Source organism: Actinosynnema sp. NPDC004786 (genome assembly GCF_053601135.1).
In genome coordinates, this window is sequence record NZ_JBSGBG010000013.1 from 25,238 (window position 1) to 37,856 (window position 12,619).

Annotated in this window: 14 protein-coding genes; 4 read left to right on the plus strand and 10 right to left on the minus strand. The window is 73.9% G+C overall.

Translation table 11 applies throughout. The annotated features are described in order from the left end of the window. Positions 1-21 precede the first annotated feature (21 nt). Positions 22-2,661, plus strand: a complete 2,640-nt coding sequence (locus tag ACWEFJ_RS13825; protein ID WP_449713939.1) for a glycohydrolase toxin TNT-related protein — start codon at positions 22-24, stop codon at positions 2,659-2,661. Here the strand turns inward: ACWEFJ_RS13825 and ACWEFJ_RS13830 are convergent. Continuing rightward, positions 2,658-3,245 (minus strand): pentapeptide repeat-containing protein, encoded by a 588-nt coding sequence (locus tag ACWEFJ_RS13830; RefSeq protein WP_449714015.1) that lies wholly within the window; start codon positions 3,243-3,245, stop codon positions 2,658-2,660. The genes ACWEFJ_RS13825 and ACWEFJ_RS13830 overlap by 4 nt on opposite strands. A gap of 155 nt (positions 3,246-3,400) precedes the next feature. Between ACWEFJ_RS13830 and ACWEFJ_RS13835 the strand changes: the two genes are divergently transcribed. Next, positions 3,401-4,390 (plus strand): malate dehydrogenase, encoded by a 990-nt coding sequence (locus tag ACWEFJ_RS13835; protein ID WP_449713940.1) that lies wholly within the window; start codon positions 3,401-3,403, stop codon positions 4,388-4,390. 55 nt (positions 4,391-4,445) lie between these two features. Continuing rightward, entirely contained in the window at positions 4,446-5,255 is an 810-nt protein-coding gene (locus ACWEFJ_RS13840) for an inositol monophosphatase family protein (RefSeq protein ID WP_378083321.1), read from the plus strand. A 193-nt stretch (positions 5,256-5,448) separates the two neighbouring features. Here ACWEFJ_RS13840 and ACWEFJ_RS13845 read toward each other — a convergent pair whose 3' ends face one another. The 7 genes from ACWEFJ_RS13845 to ACWEFJ_RS13875 form a co-directional block, all read right to left on the minus strand. Further along, entirely contained in the window at positions 5,449-5,673 is a 225-nt protein-coding gene (locus ACWEFJ_RS13845; protein ID WP_378083323.1) for a DUF1918 domain-containing protein, read from the minus strand. A gap of 67 nt (positions 5,674-5,740) precedes the next feature. After that, on the minus strand, positions 5,741-6,136 hold the full coding sequence (locus ACWEFJ_RS13850; protein WP_378083325.1) for a bacteriophage spanin2 family protein: 396 nt from the start codon (positions 6,134-6,136) through the stop codon (positions 5,741-5,743). 39 nt (positions 6,137-6,175) lie between these two features. Further along, positions 6,176-7,129, minus strand: a complete 954-nt coding sequence (locus ACWEFJ_RS13855; protein ID WP_449713941.1) for an ABC transporter ATP-binding protein — start codon at positions 7,127-7,129, stop codon at positions 6,176-6,178. Continuing rightward, complete coding sequence (locus ACWEFJ_RS13860; RefSeq protein WP_449713942.1) at positions 7,126-7,923, minus strand: ABC transporter permease; 798 nt, start codon at positions 7,921-7,923, stop codon at positions 7,126-7,128. The genes ACWEFJ_RS13855 and ACWEFJ_RS13860 overlap by 4 nt, the downstream gene beginning before the upstream one ends. Then, complete coding sequence (locus ACWEFJ_RS13865; protein WP_449713943.1) at positions 7,916-8,617, minus strand: ABC transporter permease; 702 nt, start codon at positions 8,615-8,617, stop codon at positions 7,916-7,918. The genes ACWEFJ_RS13860 and ACWEFJ_RS13865 overlap by 8 nt, the downstream gene beginning before the upstream one ends. Positions 8,618-8,738: 121 nt before the next feature. Then, positions 8,739-9,116, minus strand: coding sequence for a hypothetical protein (locus tag ACWEFJ_RS13870; RefSeq protein ID WP_378083332.1), 378 nt, complete (start codon positions 9,114-9,116; stop codon positions 8,739-8,741). Continuing rightward, positions 9,113-9,421: an ArsR/SmtB family transcription factor gene (locus ACWEFJ_RS13875; protein WP_378083334.1), complete on the minus strand. Its 309-nt coding sequence runs from the start codon at positions 9,419-9,421 to the stop codon at positions 9,113-9,115. Before ACWEFJ_RS13875 ends, ACWEFJ_RS13870 begins: the two co-directional genes overlap by 4 nt. Before the next feature lie 85 nt (positions 9,422-9,506). Here ACWEFJ_RS13875 and ACWEFJ_RS13880 point away from each other — a divergent pair, with 85 nt between their 5' ends. Beyond that, positions 9,507-10,697 (plus strand): MFS transporter, encoded by a 1,191-nt coding sequence (locus ACWEFJ_RS13880; protein WP_378083336.1) that lies wholly within the window; start codon positions 9,507-9,509, stop codon positions 10,695-10,697. A 36-nt stretch (positions 10,698-10,733) separates the two neighbouring features. On the opposite strand, the gene ACWEFJ_RS13885 is transcribed toward ACWEFJ_RS13880, so the two are convergent. Further along, positions 10,734-11,309 (minus strand): HhH-GPD-type base excision DNA repair protein, encoded by a 576-nt coding sequence (locus tag ACWEFJ_RS13885; RefSeq protein ID WP_449713944.1) that lies wholly within the window; start codon positions 11,307-11,309, stop codon positions 10,734-10,736. Positions 11,310-11,412: 103 nt separating this feature from the next. Beyond that, entirely contained in the window at positions 11,413-12,600 is a 1,188-nt protein-coding gene (locus ACWEFJ_RS13890) for an LLM class flavin-dependent oxidoreductase (protein WP_449713945.1), read from the minus strand. Between the last annotated feature and the right edge of the window lie 19 nt (positions 12,601-12,619).

Genomic DNA, 12,619 nt, shown 5'->3' on the forward strand with positions numbered 1-12,619 from the left:
GTCGCGGGGGAAGATGTGCACGTGTCCGAGCTGAAGCCGCTGAACCCGACCGAGCAGGATGCGCTGGTCAAGCAGATCGGCCTGACGCTGATGAGGGCCGCGCCCGAGGAGTGGCGGCACGTGACCGCGGAGTACCGCGCGACCGGCCGGTACTTCGAGCTGGCCGCCGAGGTCCGCACCGCCGACGGCGCGGTGCGCGCCTGGTCGCCGCCGCAGGAGGTGGCCGGGCTGTTCTCGCGGCTGCGCGCGGGCATGTACCGGGACGGTCGCGGCAGCTGGTCCAACGCCCGCTACCAGCTCGACCACCCGTCCAGCTACAACCTCGACTTCGACCGGGCCGAGCCGACCTGGACGACGCCACCGCCGCCGCAGGCGTACCTGGACGAGATGCGGTTCTTCCCCCGCACCGACGAGAACGTGCCGGACTGGCTGCGCCGCCGCCTCCAGCAGGCGACGCCCCCGCCGCCACCGCCGCCGCCGCCGCCCGCCGACCAGCCGCCGCCGCGCGCGTTCCGCACGGCCCGGGTGTTCGACGGCGCGGGCCCCGGCGGGCGGCCGTCGGTGAACCGGCCGCCGGTCGCGGACGCCGACCGCGACCTGCTGCTGAGCTACCTGGACCGGGCCCCGGTCGCGGTGATCGGGCGCGGGTTCGACGCGGACGTGCTGAACCCGGACGCGCCGTCGGTGGTGCCGGTGGCGTTCCAGACCGACGGGCACTGGATCTGGCCCGCCGCGGTCGGCTACTACCTGCGGGCCTACGGCGTGCCGCCGGAGCCCGAGCTGGTGGAGCGGGCCCGGGCGCAGGACTTCGTGCTGCCCGAGGTGACGGAGGAGGCGCGGGTCGCCGCCGCCGCGAACCTGGGCGCGCCGGCCGCGCCGCAGGGCACCGAGCTGCCCGTGGCCGAGGCGCCGCCCGCGCCGGTCGAGCCGCCGGTCGAGGTGGGCGCGACGGTGGCCGCGCCGCTGCCCGAGCCGCTCGCCGACGAGCCGCGGCAGGCCGTCGAACCGGCCGCGAACACCGACGTCGAGGAGACCGCGAACCTCACCGAGCTGAAGCCGGACGTCATCGAGTACGCCCAGGAGGGCCCGCCGTACCGGGTGCGGTTCGAAGAGGACGGCCCGGTGATCGACGACCGGTACCGCCGCGAGTCCTACGCGGACGGCATGGACCTGTTCGCGCCCGCCGCGTACGACCGCGAGCTGAACGACACCCAGACCTGGAACCCGTTCACGGACGAGGAAGCCGAGGCGGAGCAGGCCGGGCCGACCGGCGAGGCCGCCGCCGACGAGCCGCGGCACGACGACCGCGATCCGGTGCGCGAACCGCGGGTCGAGCACGAGCCCGCGCCGGCCGAGGAGCCGCGGGCCGAGGCGGACGAGGTCGAGGTCACGGCGGAGTTCGGGGTCGACCAGGCCCGGCTCTACACCCCCGGGCACGACGACGAGCGCGAGGGCGGCCGGTTCGAGGACCACGCCGACGCGCGCTTCGAGGAGTCGGACGAGTCCCGCTTCGACGACCACGCCGAGCCCGACGAGCGCCACGACGACGGGACGCGCGCCGAGCACGAGCCGCACGACGACCACGATCACGACCACCGGGACCACGACCACCACGACGACCACCGGGACCACGACGACGACCGGCACGACGACCACCGGCACGACGACGACCGGCACGACGACGACCGGCACGACGATCGGCAGCACGACGACCGGCAGCAGTTCGAGCAGGTGCCGCCGCCGTTCGCGGACCAGGCGACCCAGTTCGCCGAGGCGGTGCAGCCGTTCGACGACGTCAGCCCGGCCGCGCCGCCCGCGCCGCCCCTGACGCCGCCACCCCCGGTCCAGCCGCCGAAGCCGGTCGAGCCGCGCCACGTCACGCCGGAGGAGGAGCGGGAGCTGTCCGGCCTCCGCCGCGCCCTGGACGAGCTGGACGTGCCGCCCGCCGCCTACCGGTTCGGCGAGCCCGCCGACCGGACCTGGCTGCTGCGCACCGAGGGCCCGGACTGGGAGGTGTCGTGGTTCGACCACGGCCCCACCAACCCGGTCCGCTTCGACCGGCTGGAGGACGCGGCCGCGTACCTGGTCGGCAAGCTCGTGCTGACCAACCGGCGGGTGCCGCGCCCGGCCCCGCTGCCGCCGCCCCCGCCGCCGCAACGCCCGCGCCCGCCGATGAACAACGGGTTCCGCGAGGAGCCGCCGCGCCGCCCCGCGCCGCCGCAGCGCCCGCCGGTCGAGCCGCCCACGCAGGTCGCGCCGCAGCCCGCGGCCGCGGCGACCTCCACCCAGGAGGCCAAGCCGCAGCGGACCTGGCCGATCAACCCGATGAACGGCGAGCCGCCGCTCACCCTCTTCCGGCACAAGAAGATGGTGGAGCTGCCCGCCGGCATGGAGGTGGACCGCTTCGGCGAGGGCGAGGGCAACCTGGTCTACGCGGCGGGCACGCCGTTCTCGCAGCGCTCGCTGGTGCCGTCGTGGATCAACCGCCCGTACCACGTGTACCGGCTGCGCCGCCCGGTCGAGGTGCTGACCGGCGTCGCGGTGCCGTGGTTCGAGCAGCCCGGCGGCGGCACCGCCTACCTGATGCCGAAGACGATCGACGACATGGTCGCCGACGGCGTGCTGGTGGAGGTCGCGGGCCAGGAGCCCCCGGCGCACTAGGACACGCGCAGCCCGTGCGCGGCGGCGAACGCGACGGCCGTGTCCAGGTCCACCCGCGCGCCGCGCAGGGTGGCCTGGGCGAGGCCGTCGGCGTCCAGCCGCGCGCCGCGCAGGTCCGCGCCGTCGAACCGGCACCCGGACAGCCGGGCGCCGGTCAGGTCGGCGTCGCGCAGGTCCGCCTCGCGCAGGTCGGCGTTCTCGAGGTTGACCTCGCGCAGCCGCAGGCCGCGCAGCGACGCCTTCCGCAGCACGGCGCCGGACAGCCCCGCGAGCGTGAGATCGGTCTCCTCCAGGGTGATCGGCCGCAGCGCGCAGTCCGCGAACACCGACCCGAGCCACGAGCACGACGTGAACGCGGCGGACGCGAGCACCGCCCGCTCGAACCGGCAGGAGCGGAACGCGCTCGCCTTGTGCGCCGACTCGCCCAGGTCGGTGCGGTCGAACCGGCACTCGGTGAACGTGCACCCGGACGTGGTGAGCCCCCGCAGGTCCGCCTCGGTGAAGTCGCACCGGACGAACGACCGTCCCTCCCAGCTCTGCCCGTACAAGACCGCGTCGGTGTAGTCCTCGCCGATGATGTCCACTGTCACACCTTGTCATCGTTCGCCAGTTGGTAACCTCCGACCTGCCGGGCAACCCGCCCGGTGCGCGGTCCCGGAGTAGAGACCGCCGCTGACAGGTCGTCAGCCTGCCTAGTGGTCGTGCCCGAGGACTGAAGCCACAACATTCGGGAAGGCACATGACCCGCACGCCCGTGAACGTCACCGTCACCGGTGCGGCCGGCCAGATCGGCTACGCACTGCTGTTCCGCATCGCCTCCGGCCACCTCCTGGGCCTCGACGTCCCGGTGCGCCTGCGCCTGCTGGAGATCCCGCAGGCCGTGAAGGCCGCCGAGGGCACCGCGATGGAGCTGGACGACTGCGCGTTCCCGCTGCTGTCCGGCATCGACATCACCGACGACGCCAAGACCGCGTTCGACGGCGTCAACGTGGCGCTGCTGGTGGGCGCCCGGCCGCGCACGAAGGGCATGGAGCGCGGCGACCTCCTGGAGGCCAACGGCGGCATCTTCAAGCCGCAGGGCGAGGCGATCAACGCGGGCGCGGCGGACGACGTGCGCGTGCTGGTCGTCGGCAACCCGGCCAACACCAACGCCCTGATCGCCCAGCGGCACGCGCCCGACGTGCCCGCCGAGCGGTTCACCGCGATGACGCGCCTCGACCACAACCGGGCGCTGTCGCAGCTCGCCAAGAAGCTCGGGGTGTCGGTGACCGACATCAAGAAGCTCACCATCTGGGGCAACCACTCGGCCACCCAGTACCCCGACCTGTTCCACGCCGAGGTCAAGGGCCGGAACGCGGCCGAGGCCGTGAACGACCAGGCGTGGCTGGAGAACGACTTCATCCCGACCGTCGCCAAGCGCGGCGCGGCGATCATCGAGGCGCGCGGCGCGTCCTCGGCGGCGTCGGCGGCGAACGCGGCCATCGACCACGTGCACGACTGGGTCAACGGCACGCCCGAGGGCGACTGGGTGTCGATGGCGGTCCCGTCGGACGGCTCGTACGGCGTGCCGGAGGGCCTGATCTCGTCGTTCCCGGTCACCGTGACCGACGGCCGGTACTCGATCGTGCAGGGCCTGGAGATCGACGACTTCTCCCGCACCCGCATCGACGCCTCCGTGGCCGAGCTGGCCGAGGAGCGCGACGCGGTCAAGGCCCTGGGCCTGATCTGAGTCGTACCCCACGGGAGGGCCGCCGCCGGTGGCCCTCCCGTGGCATGTTGGGCGCATGACCCAGTGGCCCGTGCCGACCCCGAACCTGCCCTCCGACGTGCACCCGGCGCTCGCCGCCACCGCGCTCGCCGCGTCGGCCGCCTACGACCGCGCCCGGCGCGAGTTCAGCCGCGCGCAGCTGCGCGAGGAGATCGCCGACGGCGCGGACGGCACGCCCACCATGCGGGTGGACGCGATCGTGGAGGCGGCGATCGCCGAGGCCGCCGCGGCGGCGGGCGCGAACCTGCTGTCCGAGGAGGCCGGCTTCCTGGACCACGGGTCCGCCGCCACGCTGGTGATCGACCCGGTGGACGGTTCCGCGAACGCCGCCATGGGCGTGCCGCTGTCCTGCTTCGCGGGCGCGCTGGTGCTCGACGACGAGCCCGTCGAGGCCCTCACCGTCTGGTTCGACACCGGGCGCGCGTGGTCGGCGCACGCCGGCCGGCCGACGCCCTACCGCACGACGGGGCGCACCGAGCTGAAGGGCGCGTCGATCTGCCTGATGCGGCCCAAGCGCGGCGCCGAGGACGCGTGGATGCGCGTGGCGAACCAGGTCGAGCGCGTCCGGATCCTGTCCACCACGTGCCTGGAGGCGGTCCTGGTGGCCGAGGGCGCGGTGGACGCGTTCGCCGACCCCGGCTCGGACACCCACCGCCTGATGGACCTGATCGCGGCGCTGGTCACCGTGCCGGCGGCCGGGGGAGCGCTGCTGGACCTGCGCGGCCGGCCGCTGACGTTCGACCTGGACCTGTCGCGCCGCTGGTCGGGCATCGCCGCCGCCACGCCGGCCCTGGCCGACGACCTGATCACCACGATCCTCGGCTGAGACCGCTCCCAGGTGGCCGTTCCGGTCGGGCGCGGCTCACCGGGCGGCGCGGGCGTCGTCGGGAAGTCCACCTGAACGTGTGACGGCTCCGACCGTCCACACCGGACGGCCGGCGGGACGTGCCCGCGCCGGCCGGCGTGCGCCCACGAGGCCGCGCGCACCGGCCGGTTCGGAGGGACGACCCGGCGCCGCCCTACCGCGCCGGGGTCGAGTCCTTGATCCTGGGTGATTCCGGGGTCCGCGGCTCGACCAGGCTGTCGGGGCCGGGGTAGACCAGCCCTTCGTGGCCGTCGGAGAAGCGGACCAGGTACGGGGGCGCACCTCCCGAGCCGCGGACTTCCAGGATCTCGCCGATCGTCTCGTCGAGACCCACCGCGCGGCTGTGGATGTGCAACCGGTCGCCTACTGTCGCGTGCATCTGCAACACCTCCGGTGCGTCACAGCGTAGGACTGTTCCGAAGGTACCGACAGCCTGGCATTTCCGCTCAGGCGCAGGCGTTGGACAGCTTCGCCACCCGGTCCAGCTTCTCCTGCGACCACGCCGCGATGTTGGACGGGTTGAGGTCGTCCAGCGTCACGTTGCCCATGGTGTCGGAGACGCCGGTGATGGCGTCCTTGAGCGTGGTGTCGCCCGCCTTCGCGGCCAGATCCTCCAGCTCCTTGGCCTTCTGCTGGGTTTCCTCCACCGCCTTCTGCGGGTCGGCGGCATCGGGGGTGAAGCCCGCGAGCTTGAGCGCCTCGATGCACAGCTGCGCCTTGTCCGCGGCCTGGCCGACCTGGTTGGCCGTGTCGGATGCCTGCTGCACGGCCTCACAGCCGGACACCGCGGCGGCGAGCCCCACCGCCAGCAGGAGGGTGGCTAGCGGACGACCTGCGCGCATGGGGGTGCTCCCGTTCTCCGTTGACCGTTTCGTCCGACTCTACCGACGCGCGTACAAGCGCCGCACCACGTCGTCGATTTCCGGCGCGACGACAACCAGGTCGTGCACCGCAGCCCGCGCGGCCACGGCGGAGATCAACGCGGCCGCGGTGGTGTCCTCGCGGCGGAACGTGAGGTGGTGTCGCAACCCGCCCGCCTCGGTCCGCACCGCCGTGACGCCGGGGAACCCGTCCAGCTCCGCCGGTTCCTCCAGGTCCACCACGAGCACGCGTTCCGGCGCCACCTCGGCGCGCAGGTCGGCCAGCGGTCCGTCGGCCAGCACCGTGCCCCGGTCGATGACCACCAGGCGCGGGCACAGCCGCTCGATGTCGTCCAGGTCGTGCGTGGTCAGCAGGAGCGTCGTGCCGCGTCGCGCGTTCAGCTCCGCCAGGAACTCCCGCAGCCGCTCCTTGGACTCCAGGTCGAGCCCGATCGTCGGCTCGTCCAGCACCAGCAGCTCCGGCCCGTGCAGCAGGGCCGCGGTGACCTCGCCGCGCATCCGCTGCCCCAGCGAGAGCTGGCGGACCGGCGTGCCCAGGAAGGGGTCCAGCTCCAGCAACTCCGCGCACTCCCGCAACCGGCGCCGGTGATCGGCCGCGGGCACCCGGTAGATGGCGCGCAGCAGCTCGAAGCTGTCCCGCAGCGGCAGGTCCCACCACAGCTGGCTGCGCTGCCCGAACACGACGCCGATCCGCCGCGCCAGCTCGCGCCGTGCCCGCGAGGGGTCCACCCCGCACACCCGCACGTGCCCGGACGTGGGCACGAGGACGCCGGTCAGCACCTTGATGGTGGTCGACTTGCCGGCGCCGTTGGGCCCGACGTAGCCGACCGCCTCGCCCGCCTCGACGTCGAACGAGACGGCGTCCACGGCCCGGACGACGTGCCGGTGCCTGCGGAACCGGCCGGCCTTGGCCGTGACGACGAACTCGCGGCGCAGGTCGCGCACCTCGATCATGACCCAGTCCCTCGGTAGTGCCGGACGGCCGTGCGCCACACGAGACCGGCGACGACGGCCGCGGCGGCGGCGACCAGCGGTGAGGCCCAGCCCAGCAGCGCCGGTCCGCCCAACGGGTCCGGGCGGTCCAGCAGGGCCAGGCTGGGGTAGTAGGCGACGAACGCGCCGGGGACGACGAACGCGAAGAACCGTCGCAACCACGGCCCGTAGACCGTGATGGGGTACGAGGTGAACGCGTTGCCGCCGTACGTGACCGCGTTGGCGACCTCCTGGCCGTCGACCACCCAGAAGCACACGGCGTTGGCCGCGACCCAGATCGACGCGAAGATCACCGCGCCGCTGATCGGCGCCACCACGACCAGCGCCACCGCCCACGGCGACCACGCGATGTCGTTGCGCGCCAACGCGTACGCCAGGGTCGCCGCCCCGGCCGCGATCCGGCCGACCTTCCGCAGGTGCAGGTCCGACGCCATCATCTGCGCCAGGGTGCCCAGCGGCCGCAGCAGCAGGACGTCGAACGCGCCGGTCCGGATGTGGGCCGGCAGCTCGTCCAGCTGGCCGGCGACCAGGTCGGCGATCCCGAAGGAGATGCCGGCGATGGCGTACATCAGCACGACCTCGTCCACCGAGAACCCGCCGAGCGCGCCGATCCGGTGGAACAGCACCAGGATGATCGCCAGCTCCGCGGACTGGTTCACCGCCTGCGCGAGGCACTGGAGCGCGAACGAGGTCCGGTAGGTCGTCTGCCCGCGCAGGCGCGCGCGGACCAGCTTCGCGTAGACGTGGTCAGCCACCCTGGACCACCACCTTGCGCACGGCGCGGTGCAGCACCAGGTGGCCCGCGGCCAGGACCGCGACCGCCCAGGCCGCCTGGCCCGCCAGGAGCGGCCACGGCGAGCCGCGTTCCAGGAACACCTCCACCGGCGCCTGGAGCATCGCGGCGAACGGCGTGGACCACACGATCGGGATCGCCCAGTCGGGGAAGAACGCCAACGGCACCGCCAACCCGCACAACAGCCACGTGGCGGACGTGTAGAGCGCCAGCACGCCCCGGTGGTCCAGGAGCCAGAACGTCGTCGTGTTCACCAGGAACCGCAACCCGAAGCTGACGGTCGTGGCCAGCGCGACGCTGACCGCGAACACCGCCCACGTGCCCGGCGAGGGCCAGCGGAACGGGAACAGCAGCGCGCCGAACGCGACGGGCGGCGCGAACCGGATCAGCACGGCGTACCCGGCCCGGCCGACGTCCTCGGCGAACAACGCCGATTGCAGGTGCCAGGGGCGGTGGAGGTCGACCACGACGTCGCCGCTGCGCACGCGGTCGGACAGGGTCTTGTCGCCCCAGAGGACGACGACGGCCAGGAGCCCCTGCCCCAACCAGACGTAGGTGGCGGTGGCGGCGACGTCGTAGCCGGCGATGGGCGCCTGCCCGACGGCCGCGACCAGCACGGCCATCCTGAGCAGGCCGAAGACGACGTTCGTCGCCATCCCGGCGACCATCGCCTGTCGGTAGGTGGAATGTCTTCGGAATCCGGCCAGCGCTAGACGGGCGTAGGCACGCACGTCTGTTCACCCTAGGAACGGCGGCAACCGATTTACCGCGGGGCGCTCAGCCCGCGCCGCCCTCCGCCACCCACCGCCCGGCGCGCTCCCGCAGGCCCGCGTCCACCACGTGCGGCACCACGGGTTCCAGCGCCCGCGCCACGACCTTCCGGTGCCGGCCGGGCAGCCCGTCCTCGGCCAGCACGTCGGCGACCAGCGCGTCCGGGTCGGCGGCCCACGGCCCGAGCGACCGCACGAGCCGCGCCCGCAGCGCGAACCGGTCCGCCACGGCCCGTTCCCGCCGCACGCCGCACCGCTCGCCGCCGCGTGAGGCGGCCAGCGCCACCGCCGCCCACGCCAGCCGGTTCGCCGCGGGCCGGCCGTCGTCGTACACGCGCCCCTGCGCGAGCACCCGGACCCACTCCCAGTCGTTCGGGTCGCTCACCGCCGGGCCGCCAGCACGCCGTCGAGCAGGCCCGGGAACAACGCGTCCAGGTCGGCCCGGCGCAGGGAGCTGATCCGGGACGTGCCCTGCGGGCGGACCCGGACCACCCCCGCCTCGCGCAGGGTCCGCACGTGGTGGGTCAGCGTCGACGCCGTCACGCCCAGGGGCAGCGCGCCGCACGAGATGCCCTCCTCGTGCTCGGCCAGCGCGCGCACGATCCGGAGCCGGACCGGGTCGGCGAGCGCGTGCAGCACCGACGTTATCCGTATTTCGTCCAGTTCCGGGTGAGCGAGCGCGGTGGTCATGGCGGCAATACTACGATATCGGTCGTACTTTGATGGGCGTCGTAGTACGGTGACCGTCGAAACATCACTCGATCCGGGGAGCGCCATGCCCGCCCGCACCGCTCGCACGTACCTCCTGGCCGCCGGCGGCTTCGCCATCGGCACGAGCGGGTACATCGTCTCCGGCGTCCTGCCCGCCGTGAGCGAGGAGCTGCACGTCTCGCACGCCACGGCAGGCCAGTTGCTCACCGCGTTCGCCATCGCCTACGCCGTCTCCTCACCGCTCCTGGCCGCCGTCACGGGCCGGTGGGAGCGCCGCACGCTCCTGGTCACGGCGCTCGGCGTGGCCGCGGTCGGCAACCTGCTCGCCGCGCTCGCGACCAACTACCCGTTGCTGCTGGTGGCACGCGTGGTCAGCGCCCTCGGCGCGGCCGCCTACACACCGGCCGCGACGCTCGTCGCCACCGTCCTCAGCCCGCCCGAACACCGCGGCCGGGCCGTCGCGCTGGTGTTCGGCGGGTTGACGTTCTCGCTGGTCCTCGGCGTGCCCGCGGGCAACCTGCTCGGCGGCCCCCTCGGCTACCAGGGCGTCTTCGCGCTGATCGCGGCCGTGTCCGCGCTGGCCGCCGTGGCCGTCCGGTGCTGGCTGCCGCGCGTGGACGCGCCCCCGGCCGTCGGCCTGAGGCAGCGGTTCGCGCCCGCCGCCGACCGGCGCGTGCTGATGGTCCTGGGCCTGACCGTGCTCGCGTGCCTGGCGGTGTTCAGCGTCTTCAACTACATCGCGCCGCTGCTGGCCGAGACCACGGGCCTGGGCGGGGCCGCGATCGGCGTGCTGCTCGTCGCGTACGGGCTCGGCTCGGTGCTCGGCAACTGGGGCGCGGGCCGCCTGACCGACCGCTTCGACACCCGCAAGCTGCTCGTCGTGCTGTTCAGCTGCTTCACGGTCGTGCTGGCCACGCTGCCGCTGACCACGACCACGCCGGTGTCGGCCGCGGTCGCGCTGTTCGCCTGGGGCGCGCTGACGTGGTCGGCGAACCCGCCGATCCAGAGCTGGCTGATCGAGCTGGCGCCGGCCAACAGCGGCCTGCTGCTGTCGCTCAACGCGTCCGCCATCTACCTGGGCATCGGGCTGTCCGGCGTGGTCGGCGGCCTGGTGATCAGCTGGGCCGGCCTGCTGCCGCTCGCGCCGATCGCCTCGCTGCTCGCCGTCGTGGCGCTGGTGATGCTGGTCTTCTCGCTGAAGCCCCAGGACGCGCCCGTGGTCGCGCCGCCCGTGGAGGACCTGGCCCAGCGCTGACGGCCCGGGCCGCCGACCCCCGGCCGGCGGCCCGCCTCAGCCTTCCTTCGCCGCCGCCTTGGCCGCCTTCTTGAACGCCCGGACCTCGGCCAGCGTCTCGGCGCTGGTCACGTCCGCGATGGACCGCCGCGACCCCTCCTCGCCGTAGGCCCCGGCGGCCTCCCGCCAGCCGTCCGGCCGGACGCCGAGCTGCTTGCCCAGCAGCGCGACGAAGATCCGCGCCTTCTGGTCGCCGAAACCGGGCAGCGCCTTGACCCGGCGCAGCACCTCCCGGCCGTCGGGCTTGCCGGACTTCCAGATGTTCGCCGCCTTGCCGTCGTAGTGCTCGATCACGTGCTGCGCGAGCGCGTGCACCCGCCGTGCCATCGAGCCGCCGTACCGGTGGATCGCGGGCGGCTGGACGCACAGTTCCACGAACTCGTCCACGTCCGCCTCGGCGATCCTGGTGATGCTGAACCCGCCCATCCGGTCGGCGATCTTCCGGGGGCCCGCGAAGGCGTGCTCCATGGGGAACTGCTGGTCCAGCAGCAGCCCGGTGAGCAACGCGAAGGGATCATTGCTGAGCAGCTCGTCGGCGGCCGGGTCACCGGTCAGGCGCAGCTTCTTCGGCATGCCGGCCATCCTCGCACCCGCTCCACCACCCCACCCGCCCAACTCGGGCGCGAGTCCCGCGCCCTGCCCGGCGGCGCCCCGGTCGCGCCGGGCCGCGGGGCGACTATTCGGCGGGCCGGTCGAATTCCGGGATCAGCTCGCCGACCAGGCGCAGGCTCCGCATGACGTCCTCGTGCTTCAGCCCGCCCACCTGGTGAAAGGCCATCAGGCGGTCGATGCCCAGGTCCGCGTACACGCGCAGCTTCCGCCGGCACGTCTCCGGGCTGCCGACGATCAGCGAGTCCTGCTCGTTCAACGCCTCGAAGATCTCCTCCGGCGGCACGTCCTCGCCCTGCAGGACCCGGCCGATCACGACCTGGGCGCGGGTCGGCCCGCCGGCCGCCGACGCCTCCGCCCGCAGGAACTCCCCGGTCAGACCGCCGCCCGACGGGCCGCGCACCAGCTCCTCCTGGTGCCGCACCGTCTCGACGAAGTAGTCCGCCGCCTCGAAGAACGTCAGCGCCTTGACCGTGTACCAGGCCGCCGCGGCCACCGCGCCGTTGCGGACCGCCTGCTCGTCGGTCTCCGCGCAGTGCACGAACGTGAAGAACGCGACCTGGTCGTTGACGAACGCGCCGACCGGCGACGTGCACGCGGCGGCGGCCGCCCGGTACAGCTCCACCATCCGCCGCACCCGCTCGACGGACTCCCACATGGTCGTCCCGAGCACCCCCACGCCCCGGCGGCCCGCCTCCTCGAACGACGCCGGGCTCGCCGCCGCCTGCCACAGCGGCGGGTGCGGCTGCTGCAGCGGCTTGGGCACGACCGGCACGTCGTGGATCTCGAAGTCCTCGCTGGAGTGCGAGAAGCGCTCCGACGTCCACATCCGCGGGATCATCTCGAACGCCTGCTGCGTCTGCCGCCGCACGTCCGCCGGGTCGACCCCGAACAGGCGCCACTCCGGCGCGGTGGACCGGGTCAGGCCGAACTCCACCCGGCCGCCGCTGAGGTGGTCGAGTGTCGCGGCCCGCTCGGCTGCCCTGATCGGGTGGTTGAACCGCGCCGGCGCGAGCACCGCGGAGTGGCCGAGCCTGATCCGGGACGTCTGCTGCGAGATCGCCGCCAGCAGCAGCTCCGGCGCGGACGACAGGCTGAACTCGTCGGCGCCGTGGTGCTCGACCTGCCACCAGCACCCGTAACCCAGCTCGTCGGCCAACCGGGCCTGCGCCAGCGCCTCGGTGATGCGGGCGTGCTGGTGGCCGTCCTGCCACGGGCGCGGGTCCTGGATCTCGTTGAACACGTCGATCTTCACGCCGGGCTCCTCCCGTGGG